A 20834-nucleotide genomic window follows, 5' to 3' on the forward strand; every position below is an offset into this window, starting at 1 on the left:
CAAAGGCTGTGCCGCAAGGTATCCCGGGCAGGAGGCAACTATTGCTGGGGCTTGCGCACCAACAAGGGGCGCACTATGAAATGCCGAGCAACAAATTGGTGCTTAACCACCTTTTAGGCATACATATGTACCGCCATCCGTGCTTCCAAAGAACTCAGCATCCAAGCGTCCGCTCCCTCCTTCTGCGGGGCGACTGAACGTCTTGGAGTTTATTGATGACCACCGATACAGATCGTGAAAATGCTCGAAAAATGCTTGAGCAACTTGCAACGCTACCACTTGAGCAACCCGCCAAGGCCGCGCCGGTGCTGCCACCTGTCAGCCCTCCCTTCATTTGCGAAGACGATGCTGCGTATTGGGTTCACCAACATGAGCGTCTGAACGACAGAGAGTACGGTGCACTCATTTTGCAGCGCCCGGATGGCAAGTTTGTCGCGACAACACCTATCCAGGGTGAGGCAACTTCGTTTGATATGGAGCGTTTGCTGAACTACGACCGGCAGACCCAGACGATCAGCCATCCAGCCGGATACCTTTGCGTTGGCAAATGGCATAGTCATCCGGACATTTACAAGAGTATTGCCAAGGCGAATCCAACCTTCAACTCTGATCAGGTCAAGTTGTTCAACGCGCTGCCTTCGATGCCAGATGTCCATGGTGCGTTCAATCACCGGGACTTTTTTAAACATAGTTATGTTTCAGATCTTTCCGGTTCTCTGGTGGCTTATTCCATTAATCCACCGGACTCAGCCTACAGTCCTGTATTCCGAATGGGCCACAGACCCGAAGACATGGTCAGAAGGATCGCGGTCATCGGTCACATGCGTGTCCTGGAGCCAGGCACCCTGTGGGGTGGGCTGCGTGGCCCGATCACTGCTGAATGGACTCCCTACCAACCGGTCATACCCGGGCCTCCCAAACTCCAGCCGTTTTTTACGGGTGTTTTTGAAGACCCGGCCTCGGCGTTGAACGATGCCTTGAATCGTGTGCCAGCGACAGCGGGACATCAGCGTGTGGGTTTTATCCTCAAGCGTCGCGACCGTGACGAATACATCGCGACATTGCCGCTCAATCGACCTGATGGACTGTTGGCAATCGAGCAGGTATTTCCTGCCATTCCAGGCAGTTTTCGGTTACCAGACAATCAGACGTTGGCAGGTATGTATCTGGGGCCAGAGTCGCTGGCGACGCCACTACCGGAAAAAGAGGCTGACTTGTATCAGCAGTTTTTCTCACCCCAGTCATTGGTATTCAGTGTTCAGCAGGCTCGGGAGTCAGGTTTGGTTGACTCCTCCGTGGGTTATTCGGTGTTCCGCCAGACCCCGGACGGTGCATTGCTGAAGTACCACAGCACGTTTTCTGAAGCCGAAGCCTGGGTTATCAAGACCGAAGGGGCGATGGGCGTCAACATCGATAAGCTCTTGTTGGGTGGACATCTGAGCGCTAAGGATTTTGTCTTGAGTGTTGCAGTAACGGGCGTACTGACGGTCGAAAAAAGCAGCCCGCTCTGGGATGTTGGCGGCGTGGTGGGTTCTAAATGGCTGCCCTATGCAGGGGCAAACCGCATCACCACGGATTCTGAATGAGCGCTGACAGTTCACTGCTCAGATCGTAACCAGCCCACGCACGCCCTCGGTTTCCATGTTTTCACCGCGACCCTGTTGCACGATTTCACCCCGGGACATCACCAGATATTGGTCGGCCAGTTCGGCGGCGAAATCGTAGAACTGTTCGACCAGTAGAATGGCCATGTCGCCCCGGGCCGCGAGTTTTTTGATCACGGCACCGATCTCCTTGATCACCGACGGCTGGATGCCTTCGGTGGGTTCGTCGAGGATCAGCAGGCGAGGGCGGCTGGCCAGCGCGCGGCCGATGGCCAGTTGTTGTTGCTGGCCACCGGACAAGTCGCCACCCCGGCGCTGCTTCATTTGCAGCAGCACCGGGAACAGCTCGTAGATGAACGCCGGCACTTCCTTCGCTTCACTGCCGGGAAAGCGCGACAGGCCCATCAGCAGGTTTTCTTCCACGGTCAGGCGGCCGAAGATTTCCCGGCCCTGCGGCACGTAGGCGATCCCGGCGTGCACACGCTGGTGCGGCTTGAAGGCGGTGATCGGCTTGCCTTCCCAATTCACTGCGCCTTCCTTGGCTGGCAACAAGCCCATCAGGCATTTGAGCAGGGTGGTCTTGCCCACGCCGTTACGGCCGAGCAAGCAGGTGACTTCGCCGACCTTCACGTCAAACGTCAGACCGCGCAGGATGTGGCTTCCGCCGTAGTACTGGTGCAGTTTTTCGACTTGCAACATTCTCAAATACTCCTCAGATCCCCCTGTGGGAGCGAGCTTGCTCGCGATGGCGTCGGCACACTCAACATCGTTGGTGACTGATGCACCGCTTTCGCGAGCAGGCTCGCTCCTACAGAGGGATGTATTTGCAGGCTTAACGACCGAGATAAACCTCGATCACCCGCTCGTTGTCCTGCACCTGTTCCAGCGACCCTTCGGCCAGCACGCTGCCCTGATGCAACACCGTGACGTGGTCGGCAATCGAGCCGACGAAGCCCATGTCGTGCTCCACCACCATCAGCGAGTGCTTGCCGGCCAGACTCTTGAACAGCTCGGCGGTGAATTCGGTTTCGGCGTCGGTCATGCCCGCCACCGGTTCATCGAGCAGCAGCAATTGCGGGTCCTGCATCAGCAACATGCCGATCTCCAGAAACTGCTTCTGACCGTGGGACAGCAGGCCGGCCGGGCGATTGACCGACGAGGTCAGGCGAATGGTCTCCAGCACTTCGGCGATGCGGTCCTTTTGTTCGCCATTCAAGCGAGCGCGCAAACTGGCCCATACCGACTTGTCGGTCTTCTGCGCCAGTTCCAGGTTCTCGAACACGCTCAAGGCTTCGAACACCGTCGGTTTCTGGAACTTGCGGCCGATACCGGCCTGGGCGATCTGAACTTCGCTCATTTGCGTCAGGTCCAGGGTTTCGCCGAACCAGGCCTTGCCGTGGCTGGGACGGGTCTTGCCGGTGATCACGTCCATCAGCGTGGTCTTGCCCGCGCCGTTGGGGCCGATGATGCAGCGCAGTTCGCCGACGCCGATGTACAGGTTCAGTTCGTTCAGCGCGCGGAAGCCGTCGAAGCTGACACTGATGTCTTCCAGGGTCAGGATGGTGCCGTGGCGGGTGTTCAGGCCAGGTCCGACCCGTTGACCGAGGCCAATGGCATCGCGGCTGCTGCCGGCATCCTTGTTCGGTTCCACGGGGAAGAACGCCGGTTCGAGCATGAATTCAGCCGTTGCAGTAACTCTCATTGCTCACCTCTTTTCTTCAACAGGCCGATCACGCCTTTGGGCAAATACAGGGTCACGACAATGAACAGCGCGCCGAGGAAGAACAGCCAGTACTCGGGGAATGCCACGGTGAACCAGCTCTTCATACCGTTGACCACGCCGGCACCGAGCAACGGGCCGATCAACGTCCCGCGCCCGCCCAGTGCTACCCATACTGCTGCTTCGATGGAGTTGGTCGGCGACATCTCGCTCGGGTTGATGATCCCCACTTGCGGCACGTACAGCGCACCGGCCAGGCCGCACAACACCGCACTCAAAACCCACACGAACAACTTGAAGCCGCGCGGATCGTAGCCGCAGAACATCAGACGATTTTCCGCATCGCGCAGCGCGGTCAGTACACGTCCGAACTTGCTTTGCGCCAGGCGCCAGCCGATAAACAGGCTCGCCACCAGCAACAGCACCGTGGCGAAAAACAGCACCGCGCGGGTGCCCGGTTCAGTGATGCCAAAGCCAAGAATCGTGTGGAAGTTGGTGAAGCCGTTGTTGCCGCCGAATCCGGTTTCGTTGCGGAAGAACAGCAGCATGCCGGCGAAGGTCAGGGCCTGGGTCATGATCGAAAAGTACACGCCCTTGATCCGCGAACGGAAGGCGAAAAAGCCGAACACCAAGGCCAGCAACCCCGGCGCCAAAACCACCAGGCACAGGGTCCAGAGGAAACTGCTGGTGCCAGTCCAGAACCACGGCATTTCGCTCCACGACAGGAAGGTCATGAACGCCGGCAAGCCATCTCCCGAGGCCTGGCGCATCAGGTACATGCCCATGGCATAGCCACCGAGGGCGAAGAACAGGCCGTGGCCGAGGGACAGCAGGCCGGCGTAACCCCACACCAGATCGAGCGCCAGGGCGACGATGGCGTAGCAAAGTATCTTGCCCACCAGCGTCAGTGTGTAGGCCGAAACGTGCAGCGTGCTGTCCGGCGATATCAGCGACAGCAGCGGTAGCGCCAGCAGTAGAACGAGGATCACCGCACCGACGGCAATCGAGACTCTGGGGCCGGCTTTTTGGGTCGCGGTAACGAGCAGGGGCTGGTTCATCAGTCGATCACCCGTCCTTTGAGTGCGAAGAGGCCTTGCGGACGTTTCTGGATGAACAGAATGATCAACGCGAGGATGAGGATTTTGCCGAGCACGGCACCGATCTGCGGTTCGAGAATCTTGTTGGCGATCCCCAGGCCAAACGCCGCCAGCACGCTACCGGCCAGCTGACCGACACCGCCGAGCACCACCACCAGGAACGAGTCGATGATGTAGCTCTGGCCGAGATCCGGGCCGACGTTGCCGATCTGGCTCAGGGCCACGCCACCGAGGCCGGCAATGCCCGAGCCGAGGCCGAAGGCGAGCATGTCTACGCGCCCGGTGGGTACTCCGCAGCAAGCCGCCATGTTGCGGTTCTGCGTCACGGCGCGAACATTCAGGCCCAGGCGCGTCCTGTTCAGCAGCAGCCAGGTCAGCACCACCACAAACAGGGCAAAGGCAATGATGACGATGCGGTTGTACGGCAGCACGAGGTTAGGCAGCACCTGAATCCCACCCGACAGCCAGGCCGGGTTGGCCACTTCGACGTTCTGTGCGCCGAACACCAGGCGAACCAGTTGAATCAGCATCAGGCTGATGCCCCAGGTGGCGAGCAGGGTTTCCAGTGGACGGCCGTAGAGGTGGCGAATTACCGTGCGCTCCAGCGCCATGCCGATAGCCGCGGTGACGAAAAACGCCACCGGCAGCGCGATCAGCGGATAGAACTCGATGGCCTGCGGCGCGAAGCGCTGGAACATCAGTTGCACCACATAGGTCGAGTAGGCGCCGAGCATCAGCATCTCGCCGTGGGCCATGTTGATCACGCCGAGCAGGCCGAAGGTGATTGCAAGCCCCAGGGCGGCGAGCAGCAGAATCGATCCAAGTGACATACCGCTGAATGCCTGGCCGAGCATTTCGCCGACCAGCAGTTTGCGCTTGACTTGAGCCAGGCTGGTTTCGGCCGCCGTGCGTACATTGGCATCGGCTTCAACGCCAGGTTCGAGCAAGCCTTCGAGGCGGGTGCGGGCCAGCGGGTCGCCGGTTTCGCCGAGCAAGCGCACAGCGGCCAGCCGTACAGCCGGGTCGCCATCCACCAGTTGCAGGTTGGCCAGAGCCAGGCTCAGTGCGGCGTGAACGCCTTCGTCCTTTTCGCCCTCCAGTTGTTGGTCGAGGAATTTCAACTGTGCCGGCTTGGCACTTTTCTGTAGTTGCTGCGCAGCGCTCAGACGGAGTTTGGCGTCGGCGGCGAGCAATTGATGACTGGCCAACGCGGTGTCGATCAGACCCCGCAGGCGGTTGTTCAGACGCAGGGTTTTCGGCTGGCCGTCGACGGTCAATTCGCCTTGTTGCAGGGCGTTGATCAGCTCGATACGGGCCGGATCAGGCTGCGCCGCCCAGGTTTCCAGCAGCCTGGCTTGCTGCACGGGATTGGCGGCGACGAAGTCTTCGGCGTCGCCGGCGTGAGTGGCCATCGGCAGTAAAAATGCGATGGCGAAGATGAGACGATAAAGGGCGGTGGGCATAGATAGTCGCCTTGACGCGGACATTGTGGGAGCGAGCCTGCTCGCGATAGCGGTTGTTCAGTCACAGAAATGTTGAATGTGCCGCCGTCATCGCGAGCAGGCTCGCTCCCACAGGGATTTGTGTCAGGCCCGAATGCTTGGGCCCGACACCCAGTGGCTCAGTTGCTCTTCACCGCATACTCCGGCTTCTTGTCGTTGCCCGGGATGAACGGGCTCCACGGCTGGGCGCGGATCGGCCCTTCGGTCTGCCACACCACGTTGAACTGACCGTCAGCCTGGATCTCGCCGATCATCACCGGTTTGTGCAGGTGGTGATTGGTCTTGTCCATGGTCAGCGTGTAACCGGACGGCGCAGCAAAGGTCTGGCCGGCCAAGGCTTCGCGGACTTTGTCGACGTCGGTGGATTTGGCTTTTTCCGCCGCTTGCGCCCACATGTGGATGCCGACATAAGTGGCCTCCATCGGGTCGTTGGTCACTGCCTTGTCGGCGCCTGGCAGGTTGTGTTTCTTCGCGTAGGCCTTCCAGTCATCGACGAACTTCTTGTTCACCGGGTTCTCGACCGATTCGAAGTAGTTCCACGCCGCCAGGTTGCCCACCAGTGGCTTGGTGTCGATGCCGCGCAGTTCTTCTTCGCCGACCGAGAACGCCACGACCGGAACGTCGGTGGCTTTCAGGCCCTGGTTCGCCAGTTCTTTGTAGAAAGGCACGTTGGAGTCGCCGTTGACGGTGGAGATAACCGCCGTCTTTCCACCGGCCGAGAACTTCTTGATGTTGGCGACGATGGTTTGATAGTCGCTGTGACCGAACGGGGTGTAGACCTCTTCGATGTCCTTGTCGGCCACGCCCTTGGAGTGAAGGAACGAACGCAGAATCTTGTTGGTGGTGCGCGGGTACACGTAGTCGGTGCCGAGCAGGAAGTAGCGCTTGGCGCTGCCGCCTTCTTCGCTCATCAGGTATTCAACGGCAGGGATCGCCTGCTGGTTCGGCGCCGCGCCGGTGTAGAACACGTTTGGCGACATCTCTTCGCCTTCGTATTGCACCGGGTAGAACAGCAGGCCGTTGAGTTCTTCGAACACCGGCAGTACCGATTTGCGCGACACGGAAGTCCAGCAACCGAACACCACCGCGACCTTGTCCTGGGTCAGCAACTGACGACCCTTCTCGGCGAACAGCGGCCAGTTCGAGGCCGGGTCGACCACTACCGGCTCGAGCATCTTGCCGTTCACGCCGCCCTTGGCGTTGATCTCGTCGATGGTCATCAGCGCCATGTCTTTGAGCGACGTTTCGGAGATCGCCATGGTGCCGGACAACGAATGCAGAATACCGACCTTGATGGTCTCGGCGGCCTGGACAGTCCAGGTCATGCCCATCGCGGCGATGCTTGCCGAGAGTGTGAAAGCCTTGATCAAACTGCGACGCTTCATTGTGCGATCTCCATGAACTTATGAGTTTTCTTGGTTGGCAGATGCGGACTACTGAAGGGGTGTTTTGCAAGGGCTGTGCCCGGTCGGCAAAAGGCAGGGAAATGTCGTTTTAGAGCGGTTGAACGGTTTGATGGCGCACCATGAGGGATCGCGTCTGGCGCGTTGGTGCGAAGAGTTGCGCCAGATTGGGGCGAAGATTATGTGAGCAACAAAAACCGACTGTGGGAGCGAGCAAGCCCGCTCCCACAAGGTCAGCGGTGCAACAAATCAGCTTTTGATGCAGGTTTCAAAACCATGCCCGCCACCTTCGTATTCCGGGCCGTAGTAGTACTTGGTGAATGAAGTTTTCCCGTCAGGGGTTGTAGCAATTTTCGCAATTCCGATGCCGTAATCCTTGAGCGACGGATCCGTATGGGCAAAATAAATCGCCAGGGAACTCAAGTTGGCGGCAGCAAATCCGTCATACCGGGAGTTGTCGAGCAACGTCAGCGTAAAACCGTAGGCGCCGTGTTCTCCGGTACTCTGTTCGGCATTGAGCTTCATCTCGACAACACCTTCGAACGGACCGATATGGCTGTCCATTCCAGTGCATTGATACCGACCACTGTAGTCAACGCCAGTAAAGGGTGGTTGCACTGCCCATGCGGGCGCTGAAACAAGTGCAATGGATGCGATGAACTTCTTGAACATGTTTACCTCTTTCCGCTCTTGTAAGAGTTGTGGCGATTAAGCTGTAGGAATAATCGTCATTGAAGTGCGCGAGGGTTTTATAGTTGAGCTCGCGAGTGCGGAGTATGAGCGTGATGGAGAACTTGTTAAGCGCTAACTTAATACGGAGTTTTTCCAAGCGTAAATGTAGTTTGAAACTTTTTAATTAAATGTGACATTAACGACGTCGCATCAAGCCGATGAAGAACAACCCGCCAATTGCAGCAGTGGCAACACCGATGGGCAAGTCTTCGGGGGCGATCAATGTCCGGGCGGCGACGTCGACCCAGACCAGAAACACGCTGCCGAGCAATACGCACACCGGCAGCAATCTTCGGTGTTGAGCGCCGACCAGACGCCGCGCAATGTGCGGTACCATCAGCCCGACAAAACCGATCGAGCCGCTGATCGATACCAGCACTCCGGTCATCAATGACGCAATCAGAAACACTCGCAGGCGCACGGTGCGTGCATTCAGGCCCAGGGTCACTGCTGTCTGCTCGCCGGCCATCAGCGCATTCAGCGGTCGCGCCATGCCCAGCAGCAACGCCAGCCCGAGCAACACACTGGCTGTCGGCACCGTCAGCAGCTCCCAGCGTGCCAACCCGAGCCCGCCGAGCATCCAGAACATCACCGCCGAACTGGCTCGATGGTCGCCCATGAACAGCAGCAAATTGGCTATCGCCATCATCACGAACGACACCGCCACGCCGCACAACAACAAGCGATCACTGTCGAGGCGGCCGTGGCGATTGGCGATCATCAGCACCACCAGCATGCTCAGCAATGCACCGATAAATGCCGCGATGGGCAAGGTCAGCAGGCCAACGATCTCACCGACATGCAGCACCACGATCACCGCGCCTAACGTCGCGCCGGACGTGGCGCCAAGTAAATGCGGGTCAGCCAACGGGTTGCGCGTCACCGCTTGCAGCACGGCGCCGATCAACGCCAGGCCGGCGCCCACCAACGCGCCGAGCAGCATGCGCGGGACGCGGATCAGCCAGACGATATGCTCTTGTCCAGGGTTCCAGTCCGGCACACCGAAACCGAACAGTTTGTGCAACAGGATGCGCCACACCACATCCAGCGGCACCCGTGCCGGGCCGAAACCCAGGGACACCACGCACGACACCAGCAACAGGGTACCGAGGGCGATCAGCAACAGGGCGTAGCGACGGTTGATCATTCGCCGTGGAAACCCATGGCCAGGGTGGCGACCGCCAGCACGTTATCGATCCCCGGCGTGGCCTGCACGTAAGGGATGACGATGAAGCGCTGGTGCTTGATCGCGTCCACCGATTGCAGGGCCTTGTTGCTCAGCAGGAATTGAATCTTCTGTTCGGCAGTGATTTCGCTGTAGTCGACGATCACGATCACCTGGGGGTTGCGCTCGACCACGGTTTCCCAATTGACCCGGGTCCAGCTCGCGTCGACATCCTCCAGGACATTGCGTCCGCCAGCGGCGTCGATCAGTGCTTGCGGCATGCCCAGACGCCCCGAGGTCATGGCCCGGTCTTCGCCGCTGTCGTACAGGAAGACCCGCGGTTTTTCCGCGGGCAGGTCTTTGCGAATATTCGCCACTTGCGCCTGCATGTCGGCGATCAGGGCATTGGCGCGGTCCTGCACGTCGAAGATTCTGCCGAGGTTGCGCAGATCGTTGTAGGTGTCTTCGAGACTGGCCGGGGGGCGTTTCATCACGAAGGCGCAGGATTCGCTCAGCTCGTACACATTGATGCCCAGCGGTTGCAGGGTTTGTGGCGTGAGATCGCCGCCGATACGCATGCCGTAGTCCCAGCCGGCGAAGAAGAAATCGACGTTGGCATTGAGCAGGGTTTCCACCGACGGGTACTTGGCCGCCAGTTCCGGCAGGCCTTCGAGAATACCCTGCATCTCGGGTGTCACGGCCTTCCAGCCACTGATGCCGCTGTAACCGGCCATCCGTGGTTTGAGGCCGAGGGCGAGCATCATCTGAGTCATGTTGATGTCGTGGCTGAGGGCGTGTTGTGGTGCCTGCTTGAAAGTCACTTCGCGGTTGCAGCTTTTGATTGTCAGCGGGTAATGGGTGGCTTCGGCCAATGCCTGGGCGCTGCCCAGCAACATCACGAGAGAGAGGCAGGAGCGCAGCAGGGAACGCAAAGTCATGGTTGGGTTATCCAGGTGATTCGTGGGTAGCCGTGCAGCGGATGTTCATCGATCAGCGCTTCGACGCCGAACACATTGCGCAGTAGCGCAGTCGTCAGGACTTCTTTCGGCGTGCCGCTGGCGACGATGCGGCCGTGGTCGATCACGTACAGCCGATCACAAAAAGCCGCCGCCAGATTGAGGTCGTGGATGCTCGCCAGGGTGCCGATGTTCAAGCGCGTGACCAGCTTCAAAAGCTCAAGCTGATAACGCGGATCAAGGTGGTTGGTCGGCTCGTCGAGGATCAGCAATTGTGGTTGCTGGGCCAGGGCGCGGGCGAGGATGACTCGCTGTTTTTCACCACCGGAGAGCGTGACGAACCCGTGGTCTTCGAAGCCCTTGAGGCCGACGGACTCCAGGGCCTGATTGATCAGGTCGCGGTCTTCAAGGGTGTCGCCATCGAACAAGCCTTTGTGCGGCGTGCGGCCCATGGCGACGACTTCCTCGACGGTCAGGTCGAAGGCTTCAGGGAACTCCTGCAGCACCACGGCGATGCGTTGCGCACACCAGCGCGAGGATTGCTTCCAGACGTTCCGGTGATCGAGCCTGACCTCGCCGCTTTCCGGTTTACTGAAGCGCCAGGCACAGCGCAACAGGCTGGTCTTGCCGCTGCCGTTGGGGCCGATCAGCCCGACGAACTCACCGGCGGCCACGTGTAGCGAGGCGTCACGCAGCTGGAATTGGTGATGGCAATGGCCGTGACCCAGTGGAGACCAGGTGAGTTTTGTGAGGTTCAGCGAGGTCATGCAGTTGTTCTTGAAGTTTCTGGAGCGGCGGATGACGCCATCGCGAGCAGGCTCGCTCCCACATTGGAACACGGTCAAATGTGGGAGCGAGCCTGCTCGCGATAGGGCAGCGACGAAAAGTGCGGGAAGTCTACAGTGCTATCGATCCCGCGCATCTCGCCTGTTTCATGATGAAGATGAGGCGCTCACAGTCTGCCGGGCGAAGCGTGACAGCAGCACACGGTCGAGCACCCAAACCGCCACCAGCGAAGCACCCACCAACGGGAAGGCCAGCGCCAGGGCGAACATGATCACCATCGCGGTTTTCCATTTCGGCAGGTCGTGGCGCAGCGGCGGCACGCCGAGTTTTCCTTGCGGACGGCGTTTCCACCAGATCACCACACCGCTGACCGCGCTGAGCAAAATCATCAGGCAGATCAGCAACACGACAATCTGGTTGAAGGCGCCGAACATCTTGCCTTCGTGCAGCATCACGCCGATTTCCGTGGCGCGGGCGACGCTGCCGTATTGCTCGAAACGTACATCGGCCAGGACCTTGCCGGTGTACTGATCGATGTGCAGCGTGGCGTCATTGCGCGGGTCGTCGGCGAACAGCGCAATGGTGAAAACACCGGTTGCATTGGTCGGCAGGGTGATGCTGTAACCCGGTTCGACCTTGCGCTCTCTGGCGATGTTTTGTACATCCTGCAGGCGGATGGTCGGCGAGGCAGGACCGGCCGCTGCACCGTCGTGGGCCATGTGCTCGGCATGGTCGCCGGACATCGGCATCGGCGTGTTTTCCATGGCCCATGGCACGGTCTGACGGGTGGCGGTGTTGAGGCTGCGAGCCTCGACGTCGGACTTCGGCACGTCATCCCACATGGCGGCCGGGAACACGTTCCACACTTCGGCGTACTGCTTGCCCCAGAAGCCGGTCCAGGTCATGCCGCTCAGCAGCATCACCAGCAGCAGGGACGCGCCCCAGAACCCGGTGACCGCGTGCAGGTCACGCCACAATACGCGCCCACGACTGTTCAGGCGCGGCCACAAAATGCCTGCCGCCTGACCGCGTGGCCACCACAAGAAGATGCCGGACACCACCAGCACCACGCCCCAACCGGCGGCCAGTTCGATCAGCCGATCGCCGACGGTGCCGATCATCAGCTCGCCGTGAATCGCGCGGGCAATGGCTTGCAGGTTTTTCTTGGCGTCTTGCTCGCCGAGGATGTCACCGTGGTACGGATCGACGAACACATTCAGTTCGTTGCCGCCATTGAGCACGACAAACTGCGCGCTACGTTCAGCGCTGACCGGTGGCAGGTACTGCTTGATCGTGGCTTGCGGGTACGCGTCTTCCACGCGCTTGAGCAGGTCGTCGGCCGGCACTGTGTGATGACCGGCCGGAACGTTGAGCAGGCTGCTGTACATCAGCGAGTCGAGTTGCGGTTTGAACAGGTAAATGGTGCCGGTCAGGGCCAGCATCACCATGAATGGCGCAACGAACAATCCGGCATAGAAATGCCAGCGCCACGCCAGGTTGTAGAAATTCACTTTGGGCTGTTTCATCACGCGTGCTCCACTTGGCTGGATCTTTTAGTTGTTTGATTGGCGGTTGCCTTGCAACCGATCGCGAGCAGGCTCGCCTCCCTGTAGGAGCGAGCTTGCTCGCGAAGCTTTTAGAAACTCATATCCACCTTGGTCCAGAGCGTTCGCCCCGGTTCCTTGATGGCTTGCGGGTCATTGGCCGGGTAGCCGAAACCGGCGTTGCCGGCCAGGTTCAAGTGCTCGGCGTAAGCTTTGCCGAACAGGTTGTCGACGCCGCTGCTGACCTTCCAGTTGCTGTTGATCCGATAGGCACCGTTGAGGGAAAACACGCCGAAGCCCGGCGTCTTGCCGAAATCCTTGCCGACCACGTTGCCCTTGTTCTGGTCGATGCGGTTTTGCGCGGCAACCACTCTCCACAGTGCGCCGGCGCTCCAGTTTTCTTCGCTGTAGGTCAGGCCGAAACGGGCATCCAGCGGCGGCATTTGCGGCAATGCACTGCCATCGCTGCTGTTCTTGCCCCAGGCGTAGGCCAGGGTCGCGTCGGCTTTCCAGTTGTCGGTAAGGTTGTAAAAGGCGCCCAGTTCGCCGCCCATGATTCGCGCGTCGATGTTTTCGGCTTGTGAGGTCGTACCCATCATCGTCGGGGTGTAGTTGAACAGGATGTAATCGCGCACTTGCCCGACGTAAGCCGAGGCCCAGGCTTCGAGGTCTTCGGTCTTGTACTGCAGGCCGAAATCGAGCTGGGTGGTTTTTTCCGGCTTGATCGAATCGAAGGCATTCACCGAACCGGCGGGGCCGGACTTGGGTGAAAACAGCTCCCAGTAATCCGGGAATCGCTGGGTGTGACCTATGCCTGCATACAAGGTGGTCGGGCTGTCGGCCAGGTCATGCTCGTAGCGGATGAAACCGCTGGGCAGGGTATCGGCGCGGGTGTCGTCGGCGGTCGGATTCGGGCGGGTCATCATGCCCGAGCCGATGGTCTGCCGAAAATCCTTGGCCGAGGCACGGTCCAGGCGTGCGCCGCTGATCAGGCGGTCACGGTCGGCGTACCAGGTCAGTTCGCCGAACACGCCGTAGTTATGGAAGTCGGCATCCTTGGTGTACGGCAGGTCCTTGTAGGTGTCGACACCCATGGCGCCACGCTGGCGATGCTCGTTGGTCTGCGCGTCGATGCCGCTGATCAGTTGTACGTCGGCCCAGCGCCAGGTGCCCTTGACCCGTGCGCCGAGGGTGCGGCGGTCGACGTTGGAAGCCATGGGCCCGGCCATCATCCCGGTGCCGGACGGTGTGCGCAGGGTGTAGTTGTCCATCACGTGGTCGGCGTAGTTGTAGTAGACCTGCGCCTCGACCTTATCCAGCACCTCGCCGATGTTGGACTGCTCGAAGCGCAGGCCGAGGCTTTCGCGCAGGAACTGCGAACCGTCCATGCCGCGCCCGGCGTAGCGGGCTTCACCATCGCCACGGCCGGCGGTCAGTTCCAGCAAGGTGTCGGTATTCGGCGTCCAGCCGACGGCCATGTCGCCATTCCATTTGTCATAGCGCGACGCCACGGTATCGTTGTTGCCGTCCTGGTAGTCGTCGGAGTGCGCGGTGTTGCCGATGACCCGCACATAACCCGACTCACCGCCGGCGGCAGCGTCCACCAGTTTGTCGAAGCGACCGTAGGAGCCGGCCAGTACGCTGGCGTTGACCCGCGTACCGAGCTCGCCGAAGTGTTCCGGCTCGCGGTCGAACAGAATGGTCCCGGCCGAAGAGCCCGGGCCCCACAGCACGGTTTGTGGGCCTTTGATCACGGTGAGCTTGTCGTAGGTTTCCGGCGAGATGTAGGAGGTCGGGGCGTCCATGCGGCCCGGGCAGGCACCGAGCATCATGCCGCCGTTGGTGAGGATGTTCAGCCGCGAGCCGAACATGCCGCGCAGCACCGGGTCACCGTTGGTGCCGCCATTGCGCACCATGGCAAAGCCGGGGATGGTCTTCAGATAATCGGCGCCGTCGCTGGCCGGCACCGGTTGGCGCGGGTCCTTGGGGTTGGTGACGATGGTCAAGGGCGAGCTGGGCGCAACGGCGGTAATCACCGTCGGGCTCAGTTCTTCACTGTGATCGGCATGATCATCGGCCAGCGCAGAAGGCGCCAGCAAGGCACCGCACAGGATGGCGGTGGCGTGCCTGAAACGAACACGGGATTCGTTCAGGGCATAAGAGGCTTGGGCAGGGCTCAAGCACGGGACAGCGGAAAACCTGGACATGACAATTTCCATCGAACAGTCGTAAACGACACGGCCGGCAGTCTGAGGCTGTCCCTGTGGGAGCGGGCTTGCTCGCGAAAGCGGTGTGCCAGACGACATCAACGTTGACTGACACTCCCTCTTCGCGAGCAAGCTCGCTCCCACAGGTTGCTTTGGCTGTCTTGCGGGCCGTGTGAAATCAGAAGTGAGTGTTTACGCGACGACGGGCGGGGCGCGGGTGCGGGCGCCGGGGAAGAAGGATTGCCGGGCATGGCCCAAGCGTGGGGAGGGGGTGGTGAAGGTGTTGACGGGCGGGATGACGAAGTTGGCGAAAGACACGCCACCGGTCAGTGCCGGGCAATTGAACAGCAGGCTGCAATAGCCGCATTTCTCCCACAGCACATGGTGGCCGGGGGCCGGCGGGCAATGCTCGGCGGTGGCTTGCGTGGCATGGTCGGCATGCTCCATCGCCGACATATCCATGTTCATGTCCATGCTCATGCCAACAGGCATGGTCATCGACATGGCGCGCGAATCCATCGGCATCGACTGGGAAATCAGCGGACCGATAAAGATCATCAACATGGCGAACAGGCTGATCCAGCTGCCGCGTGTCAGGCTCAATGTCTGATCGCGTGACCTGGATGACCTGGATGACCTGGATGACCTGGATGACCTGGATGACCTGGCGCTAAGCGGGCGCATGGGCGTTTTCAGCTCAGGCGATTACGGCTTGTGCACGTGCGCTTGCATGGCGTCCGGCGCCTGCTGCTGCACCGCGACTTCGACCGTCACGTCACCGGACTTCTCGAAGTGCAGCGTCATGGGGAAGCGCTTGCCGTCAGTGAGCAGGCTGCGGTCCTTGAGGCCCAGCAACATCACGTGATAGGCCATGGGTGCGAAAGTGACCTCGCCTCCGGCGGGCACTTCCACGCTCGGTACGTGCTGCATTTTCATCATGTCGCCTTGCATCACGTGCTCATGCAATTGCGCTTCGCCCGCTATGGGGGTGTCGACGCTGAGCAGGCGGTCGGCGGTCTTGCCTTCATTGTTGATCACGAAATACGCCGCAACAGTGGGCGCATTGGGTGGCAACTCCTGGGACCACGGATGAGCGATTTCCAGTGCGCCGACCTTGTATTCGTGGGCATTGGCAAAGCAGGCAGGCAGCAGCAACGCAGCCAGAACGATGAGTTTGTTCAACATGGCAGTTCTCCGGAACGATTTAAAACGCAGTCAATTGCGAGAAAGAATCACACCAGAGGGGACGCACGGGGGTTGAGACTCGGCCATTGCTGGCGCGGTGACGGGCTTTCGAGCGAGGTATCGGGCAGGCTTCGGTTGGATTCGAAGTGCGCAAAATACAGCTGTGGCGAATGCCCCGGCAGCGCCACCAATGGCGCAGAACCGGAACAGCACCAGCAATGCTGCATGTTGGAATGAACGTCGTTTTGCGGGGCTTTCTGTTCAAGATCCCCGATGGAAATCGCCACCATCCTGGTGCCGCTGGAGCTGCAGAAACTGCCCCACAACAACTGTTCGGCAGCTGACTTCGCCGTTTGCGCCATCGCTCCGGACATCGGCATGGCGAGCATGTTGAACAGCACTGCGAAGCAGGCTATCCAGGCAATTGCGAGCCGTTGTCGGGACATGGGACAAAATCCGTTTGGGTGGGCGATCAGGCGCGGGCTATTTAGCCTGATCAGGGCCGATAAGTAAAAAGGCGGCGTGCGGTTTGGTGTCGCAGCGCCTGAATCAACAGGTCCAACATGCGTTGAGCAATTTCTGGTTCGCCGTTATGAAAGAGTGTAGCGACTTCGATTCGGAATGCTTGGGCAAATGTCGGATCACTTTGGATACGTGCACGGATGGTGTGGTTGACGTCTCTGAACGCCAATCGAACAAAAAATCCATCTCCCGAATCTTCCTCCTTGCTGGATTAAGTTGTGCGTAACAGTCTTGTTGATCTGTAGGTTCGCGCCTCTGTGTCGCCAGACAGGACGCCTTCGCGGGCTTGCCCGCGAAGGCGTCCTTGGGGCGTTCGCAAAAGTCAGGTTTATAACCGCTCCGCTATTGCTCGTAGCACTTCGGCCACTGCCGGAAACTCCCGATCTACCTCAGGCAACACCGGCCGTTTCAACACCAGCACCGGCACCCTGCGCTCCCGCGCCACTTCCAGCTTCGGCTCAGTAGCGGTGCTGCCGCTGTTCTTGCTGATCAGCACATCGATATTTCGCCGTTCGAACAACTCACGTTCATCGTCGATCAGGAAGGGCCCCCGTGCGCCGATCACTTCGCAGCGCTCGTTGCCCGGATACACGTCCAGTGCGCGCAGGGTCCAGAATTGCTCCGCGGGAATTTCGTCAAGGTGTCGCAGGGGCTCGCGACCGAGGGTGAACAGCGGTCGACGGAAGGGCTTCAGGGCTTCGATCAGTTCGGGCCAGTCACTGACTTCGCGCCAGTCATCACCCGCCTGGGCTTGCCAGGCAGGACGCCGTAGCGCCCAGCAGGGAATGCCACTCAAGCGCGCGGCGGTCGCGGCGTTCTGGCTGATTTGGGCGGCGTAGGGATGGGTGGCATCGAGCAGCAGGTCGATACCTTCATCGCCAATGAATTGCGCCAGACCCTCGGCGCCGCCGTAGCCGCCGACGCGCACCTGGCAATGCAGATCGGTCGGCACCCGACCGACACCGGCCAGGCTGTAGATATGCTGCGGTCCCAGCGTGCGGGCAATGGCCATGGCTTCGGTCACGCCGCCGAGCAACAGGATGCGCTTCATTGAAATGCTCCGGCATGGCCAACGATTCCGCCCTGGCGATCGATGGCGAAGACTTCCACCTGAACCTGCGCCGGCACCACGCTGCGGGCAAAGTCCAGAGCATGCTGACAGACTGCATCACCCAGGGCGATCCCGGCCGCGGCGGCCATGGCCAGTGCCTGCTGGCTGGTGTTGGCTTCGCGGATGCTCTGCTGCAACGCCGCATCGGCGCCGACCTGCGCCGCCCATAGCGCCAGTTGCGGCAGGTCAATGCTCGAATGGCGACTGTGCAAATCCATGTGCCCGGCCGCCAGTTTGCTGATCTTGCCGAAACCACCGCACAGGCTGAGTTTATCCACCGGTACTTTGCGCAGGTGCTTGAGCACGGCGCCAACGAAGTCGCCCATTTCGATCAGGGCGATTTCCGGCAGGTTGTAGACCCGGCGCATGGTGTCTTCGCTGGCGTTGCCGGTGCAGGCGGCGATGTGCAGGTAACCGTTGGTTTTCGCCACGTCGATGCCCTGGTGGATCGAGGCGATGTAGGCAGCACAGGAAAACGGCCGGACGATGCCGCTGGTGCCGAGGATCGACAAGCCGCCAAGAATGCCCAGGCGCGGGTTCATGGTTTTGAGTGCCAGTGTCTCGCCGTTCTCGACATTGACCGTGACCTCGAAACCGCCGCTGTAGCCGAGTTCGTCGGCCAGTCGAGCCAGGTGTTCGCTGATCATTTTGCGTGGCACCGGATTGATCGCGGGTTCGCCGACGCCCAGCACCAGCCCGGGCCGGGTCACGGTGCCTACGCCAAGTCCGGCCTTGAAGCGCGTCCCCGGTTCGCTGCTCAGACGCACCTGGGAATAGAGCAGGGCACCGTGGGTCACGTCCGGATCGTCACCTGCGTCCTTGAGGGTTCCCGCTTCGGCGCCGTCCTCGGTGAGGCGGCAGAATTCCAGGCGCATCGGCACCTGTTTGCCCTTGGGCAATACGATTTCCACCGCATCGGCCGCCGTGCCAGCCAGCAGCAGGCGCGCGGCGGCGAGACTGGTAGCCGTGGCGCAGCTGCCGGTGGTCAGGCCGCTGCGCAGGGGGGCGGGTTGTTCGGCGGTTTCGTCACGCATCGAAGGGTTTCGTCACATCCAGCAAGGTAATCGGCAAGGCCTGGCGCCAGGTGTCGAAGTCGCCCAGCGGCTGTGCCTGGGCGATATGAATGCGGGTCAACTCCCCGCCATGTTGCTCGCGCCAGGCCATCAGGGTCATTTCACTTTGCAGGGTGACTGCGTTGGCGATCAGCCGGCCACCGGGTTTGAGTTCGGCCCAGCAGGTATCGAGTACACCCTCGCGGGTGACACCGCCGCCGATGAAAATCGCATCCGGCCGCTCCAGCCCGGCCAATGCTTGCGGCGCGCTGCCGCGAACCAGTTGCAGGCCGGGAACGCCGAGGGCATCACGGTTGTGTTCGATCAACGCTTGTCGACCCGTATCTGCCTCGATGGCCAGTGCGCGGCAACCGGGGTGAGCGCGCATCCATTCGATGCCGATCGAGCCGCTGCCGGCGCCGACATCCCACAACAATTCACCGGGCACCGGAGCCAGGCGGGCGAGGGTGATGGCGCGTACATCGCGTTTGGTCAGTTGGCCGTCGTGCTGGAAGGCCGAGTCTGGCAGGCCGGCCAGTCGCGACAGGTGCAACGTGTTCGGTTCGGCGATGCACTCGATGGCGATCAGGTTCAGGTCGGCGATCGGCGGATCGCTCCAGTCGCTGGCGATACCGTGGACATGTCGTTCGGTTTCACCGCCCAAATGTTCGAGCACGGTTATCCGGCTCGGACCGAAACCACGCTCACGCAGCAGTGCGGCGATGGCGGCGGGGCTGCGGCCGTCGTTGCTCAATGCCAGCAAGCGCACGCCGCTGGACAGGTGGGCATTGAGTGCGGCGACAGGCCGGGCCACCACCGAAAGGGTGACCACCTCCTGCAAGGGCCAACCCATACGCGCAGCGGCCAGTGAGCAGGAGGACGGGGCGGGTAGAATTCGCATTTCATCACTGGATAAATGTCGGGAGAGACTGGCTCCTACCCCGAAAAACATCGGATCTCCGCTGGCCAGGACGCAAACGGGTTCCCCCTGTTTCGTCAAAACCGGGTCAAGGGAGAAAGGACTGGGCCACAGTTGCCGCGCACCGCGGATGCAGGCCGGCAACAAGTCCAGTTGACGTTGGCCGCCAATGATCCGAGTAGCGTTCAGCAGAGCGTGACGGGCATTTTTGCCAAGCCCCTTGAAGCCTTCCTCTCCGATGCCTACCACTGTCAGCCAGGGGGTCATGCTGTTCCTCTTCTATCAATCGAAGCCAAATCATCACGCTGTCGGTCCGTGTCGACCTGTGCGGTTGTGCATCATAGCGCGGTGTGGGTTGTATTCGCCTGTCGCCAGTGTCTGAAAAGTGGTCGGGGCTTATCCAGTTAATGGCTCTTTTTCAGGTCGAATCTCTTCATTCTGATTTCGAGCCGCTTGCGTTCCATGAGCGATCTTTTGCTGTCGAGTATGTTTTTGTCCAGTTTAAGATAAACGCGTTGCTGGATGATTTTTGCGGCGTGGTCTTCCATGTTGAAGAATAGAAAGCCACTTTTTTTGACTGTAATCACTAACTCAAGATTAAAAACTGCGATTTCAAGAAAGCCTTTTGAATCGTAGCGTGTGGGTATTACTTGAAAACGCTCTCCCAGGGAACTTTGTTGGTCCAGTGAATAAAGCGCCGGCTGGTTGGGTTTCAATGCGTCGAGCGTGTCAATCATGGCGTTCCCTTGTCGGCGATCCGGCATGGTTTGAGCGCTTTGCACCAGAAACTCGGCAATGCTTTTCGAAACAGAGTGTTGAGTGCGGGTATAGATGGCATCCTGATAGACAGACCAACCGAAAAAATTCAACGTCGTAACGTATTCATTCAGCCAGGTTGTCGAGTCGGCGAAACGACTGCCGACCATGTCTGCGGACTGGGTGGCTATCTGTGTGCAATGGGTGAAGTCGTCGTAATCTTGCAGTGAAAGTTCTTCGGTGCATGAAATAAGATTGTGGGCAGTCAGTATTCCATTCGGTTTTTCAATGTTCATTTTTTCTCCTTTGGTGTAGCTGGTTTTTTTGCTGTTATTTTTCTTCGGGCTGCGGTGAAAAGTACAAGAGTTGGTGTATGGTTTAAATAATTCGGGTTGGTTGAATTGATTCTTGCTGTTAGCGTTTTTCGCTGATTGTTCAACTAGAACCCGGGATGGCGGTCCAGGCTTGAAGCGAAAAGCCTGGGCCCGGGATCACGCTTTTCGTCGTCAACCTGCCAGGGTTTTTCATCAGGCCGGACAAAGCAGGCATAATGCTGTCCTTCGTCTTGTACCG

The 20834-nt window shown here is 60.0% G+C and carries 19 protein-coding genes; 1 reads left to right on the forward strand and 18 read right to left on the reverse strand.

Annotated features, from left to right (window positions below; translation table 11 throughout):
• Positions 1–215 precede the first annotated feature (215 nt).
• The gene (locus ACM6J5_RS12030) at positions 216–1586 is read left to right on the forward strand and encodes a DUF4329 domain-containing protein (protein ID WP_414928568.1); all 1371 of its coding nucleotides are present in this window, start codon (positions 216–218) and stop codon (positions 1584–1586) included.
• An 18-nt stretch (positions 1587–1604) separates the two neighbouring features.
• Here ACM6J5_RS12030 and urtE read toward each other — a convergent pair whose 3' ends face one another.
• The 18 genes from urtE to ACM6J5_RS12120 form a co-directional block, all read right to left on the reverse strand.
• Positions 1605–2303 carry an urea ABC transporter ATP-binding subunit UrtE gene (gene urtE, locus ACM6J5_RS12035; protein ID WP_414928569.1) on the reverse strand — a complete coding sequence of 233 codons (699 nt, stop codon included), beginning with the start codon at positions 2301–2303 and terminating at the stop codon, positions 1605–1607.
• Between the two features lie 133 nt (positions 2304–2436).
• On the reverse strand, positions 2437–3306 hold the full coding sequence (gene urtD / locus ACM6J5_RS12040) for an urea ABC transporter ATP-binding protein UrtD (RefSeq protein WP_095944227.1): 870 nt from the start codon (positions 3304–3306) through the stop codon (positions 2437–2439).
• Positions 3303–4382, reverse strand: coding sequence for an urea ABC transporter permease subunit UrtC (urtC, locus tag ACM6J5_RS12045; protein WP_414928570.1), 1080 nt, complete (start codon positions 4380–4382; stop codon positions 3303–3305). Before urtC ends, urtD begins: the two co-directional genes overlap by 4 nt.
• The gene (gene urtB, locus ACM6J5_RS12050; RefSeq protein WP_414928571.1) at positions 4382–5884 is read right to left on the reverse strand and encodes an urea ABC transporter permease subunit UrtB; all 1503 of its coding nucleotides are present in this window, start codon (positions 5882–5884) and stop codon (positions 4382–4384) included. Before urtB ends, urtC begins: the two co-directional genes overlap by 1 nt.
• A 158-nt stretch (positions 5885–6042) precedes the next feature.
• Positions 6043–7308, reverse strand: coding sequence for an urea ABC transporter substrate-binding protein (gene urtA / locus ACM6J5_RS12055; RefSeq protein WP_090328640.1), 1266 nt, complete (start codon positions 7306–7308; stop codon positions 6043–6045).
• A gap of 267 nt (positions 7309–7575) precedes the next feature.
• Positions 7576–7998, reverse strand: a complete 423-nt coding sequence (locus ACM6J5_RS12060) for a hypothetical protein (RefSeq protein ID WP_414928572.1) — start codon at positions 7996–7998, stop codon at positions 7576–7578.
• A 196-nt stretch (positions 7999–8194) separates the two neighbouring features.
• Positions 8195–9205 (reverse strand): FecCD family ABC transporter permease, encoded by a 1011-nt coding sequence (locus tag ACM6J5_RS12065; RefSeq protein WP_414928573.1) that lies wholly within the window; start codon positions 9203–9205, stop codon positions 8195–8197.
• On the reverse strand, positions 9202–10161 hold the full coding sequence (locus ACM6J5_RS12070) for an ABC transporter substrate-binding protein (RefSeq protein WP_095944222.1): 960 nt from the start codon (positions 10159–10161) through the stop codon (positions 9202–9204). The genes ACM6J5_RS12065 and ACM6J5_RS12070 overlap by 4 nt, the downstream gene beginning before the upstream one ends.
• Positions 10158–10946: an ABC transporter ATP-binding protein gene (locus ACM6J5_RS12075; RefSeq protein WP_414928574.1), complete on the reverse strand. Its 789-nt coding sequence runs from the start codon at positions 10944–10946 to the stop codon at positions 10158–10160. Before ACM6J5_RS12075 ends, ACM6J5_RS12070 begins: the two co-directional genes overlap by 4 nt.
• Before the next feature lie 165 nt (positions 10947–11111).
• A complete protein-coding gene (locus ACM6J5_RS12080) occupies positions 11112–12491 on the reverse strand; it encodes a PepSY-associated TM helix domain-containing protein (protein WP_414928575.1) in 1380 nt (459 codons plus the stop codon).
• A 110-nt stretch (positions 12492–12601) separates the two neighbouring features.
• A complete protein-coding gene (locus tag ACM6J5_RS12085) occupies positions 12602–14716 on the reverse strand; it encodes a TonB-dependent copper receptor (protein WP_414928576.1) in 2115 nt (704 codons plus the stop codon).
• Between the two features lie 192 nt (positions 14717–14908).
• Complete coding sequence (locus tag ACM6J5_RS12090) at positions 14909–15400, reverse strand: DUF2946 domain-containing protein (protein ID WP_414928577.1); 492 nt, start codon at positions 15398–15400, stop codon at positions 14909–14911.
• A gap of 21 nt (positions 15401–15421) precedes the next feature.
• Positions 15422–15901, reverse strand: coding sequence for a copper chaperone PCu(A)C (locus ACM6J5_RS12095; protein WP_414928578.1), 480 nt, complete (start codon positions 15899–15901; stop codon positions 15422–15424).
• A gap of 47 nt (positions 15902–15948) precedes the next feature.
• Entirely contained in the window at positions 15949–16347 is a 399-nt protein-coding gene (locus tag ACM6J5_RS12100; RefSeq protein WP_414928579.1) for a DUF2946 domain-containing protein, read from the reverse strand.
• 404 nt (positions 16348–16751) lie between these two features.
• Positions 16752–17474, reverse strand: coding sequence for a cobalt-precorrin-6A reductase (locus ACM6J5_RS12105; protein ID WP_414928580.1), 723 nt, complete (start codon positions 17472–17474; stop codon positions 16752–16754).
• Positions 17471–18568 carry a cobalt-precorrin-5B (C(1))-methyltransferase gene (locus ACM6J5_RS12110; RefSeq protein WP_095944214.1) on the reverse strand — a complete coding sequence of 366 codons (1098 nt, stop codon included), beginning with the start codon at positions 18566–18568 and terminating at the stop codon, positions 17471–17473. Before ACM6J5_RS12110 ends, ACM6J5_RS12105 begins: the two co-directional genes overlap by 4 nt.
• The gene (gene cbiE / locus ACM6J5_RS12115; RefSeq protein WP_150673170.1) at positions 18561–19772 is read right to left on the reverse strand and encodes a precorrin-6y C5,15-methyltransferase (decarboxylating) subunit CbiE; all 1212 of its coding nucleotides are present in this window, start codon (positions 19770–19772) and stop codon (positions 18561–18563) included. Before cbiE ends, ACM6J5_RS12110 begins: the two co-directional genes overlap by 8 nt.
• A 137-nt stretch (positions 19773–19909) precedes the next feature.
• Entirely contained in the window at positions 19910–20557 is a 648-nt protein-coding gene (locus ACM6J5_RS12120) for a hypothetical protein (RefSeq protein WP_095944212.1), read from the reverse strand.
• Positions 20558–20834: the final 277 nt, after the last annotated feature.

Source organism: Pseudomonas sp. IT-P74 (assembly GCF_949768175.1).
Classification (GTDB): Bacteria; Pseudomonadota; Gammaproteobacteria; order Pseudomonadales; family Pseudomonadaceae; genus Aquipseudomonas.

Coding starts and splice junctions, on each gene's coding strand:
- ACM6J5_RS12085 (WP_414928576.1), bottom strand. CDS start 14,716: ATGTCCAGGTTTTCCGCTGTCCCGTGCTTGAGCCCTGCCCAAGCCTCT.
- ACM6J5_RS12065 (WP_414928573.1), bottom strand. CDS start 9,205: ATGATCAACCGTCGCTACGCCCTGTTGCTGATCGCCCTCGGTACCCTG.
- ACM6J5_RS12105 (WP_414928580.1), bottom strand. CDS start 17,474: ATGAAGCGCATCCTGTTGCTCGGCGGCGTGACCGAAGCCATGGCCATT.
- urtE (WP_414928569.1), bottom strand. CDS start 2,303: ATGTTGCAAGTCGAAAAACTGCACCAGTACTACGGCGGAAGCCACATC.
- urtC (WP_414928570.1), bottom strand. CDS start 4,382: ATGAACCAGCCCCTGCTCGTTACCGCGACCCAAAAAGCCGGCCCCAGA.
- cbiE (WP_150673170.1), bottom strand. CDS start 19,772: ATGACCCCCTGGCTGACAGTGGTAGGCATCGGAGAGGAAGGCTTCAAG.
- urtA (WP_090328640.1), bottom strand. CDS start 7,308: ATGAAGCGTCGCAGTTTGATCAAGGCTTTCACACTCTCGGCAAGCATC.
- ACM6J5_RS12090 (WP_414928577.1), bottom strand. CDS start 15,400: ATGCGCCCGCTTAGCGCCAGGTCATCCAGGTCATCCAGGTCATCCAGG.
- ACM6J5_RS12060 (WP_414928572.1), bottom strand. CDS start 7,998: ATGTTCAAGAAGTTCATCGCATCCATTGCACTTGTTTCAGCGCCCGCA.
- ACM6J5_RS12075 (WP_414928574.1), bottom strand. CDS start 10,946: ATGACCTCGCTGAACCTCACAAAACTCACCTGGTCTCCACTGGGTCAC.
- ACM6J5_RS12110 (WP_095944214.1), bottom strand. CDS start 18,568: ATGCGTGACGAAACCGCCGAACAACCCGCCCCCCTGCGCAGCGGCCTG.
- ACM6J5_RS12100 (WP_414928579.1), bottom strand. CDS start 16,347: ATGTCCCGACAACGGCTCGCAATTGCCTGGATAGCCTGCTTCGCAGTG.
- ACM6J5_RS12030 (WP_414928568.1), top strand. CDS start 216: ATGACCACCGATACAGATCGTGAAAATGCTCGAAAAATGCTTGAGCAA.
- urtB (WP_414928571.1), bottom strand. CDS start 5,884: ATGCCCACCGCCCTTTATCGTCTCATCTTCGCCATCGCATTTTTACTG.
- urtD (WP_095944227.1), bottom strand. CDS start 3,306: ATGAGAGTTACTGCAACGGCTGAATTCATGCTCGAACCGGCGTTCTTC.
- ACM6J5_RS12095 (WP_414928578.1), bottom strand. CDS start 15,901: ATGTTGAACAAACTCATCGTTCTGGCTGCGTTGCTGCTGCCTGCCTGC.
- ACM6J5_RS12080 (WP_414928575.1), bottom strand. CDS start 12,491: ATGAAACAGCCCAAAGTGAATTTCTACAACCTGGCGTGGCGCTGGCAT.
- ACM6J5_RS12070 (WP_095944222.1), bottom strand. CDS start 10,161: ATGACTTTGCGTTCCCTGCTGCGCTCCTGCCTCTCTCTCGTGATGTTG.
- ACM6J5_RS12120 (WP_095944212.1), bottom strand. CDS start 20,557: ATGAACATTGAAAAACCGAATGGAATACTGACTGCCCACAATCTTATT.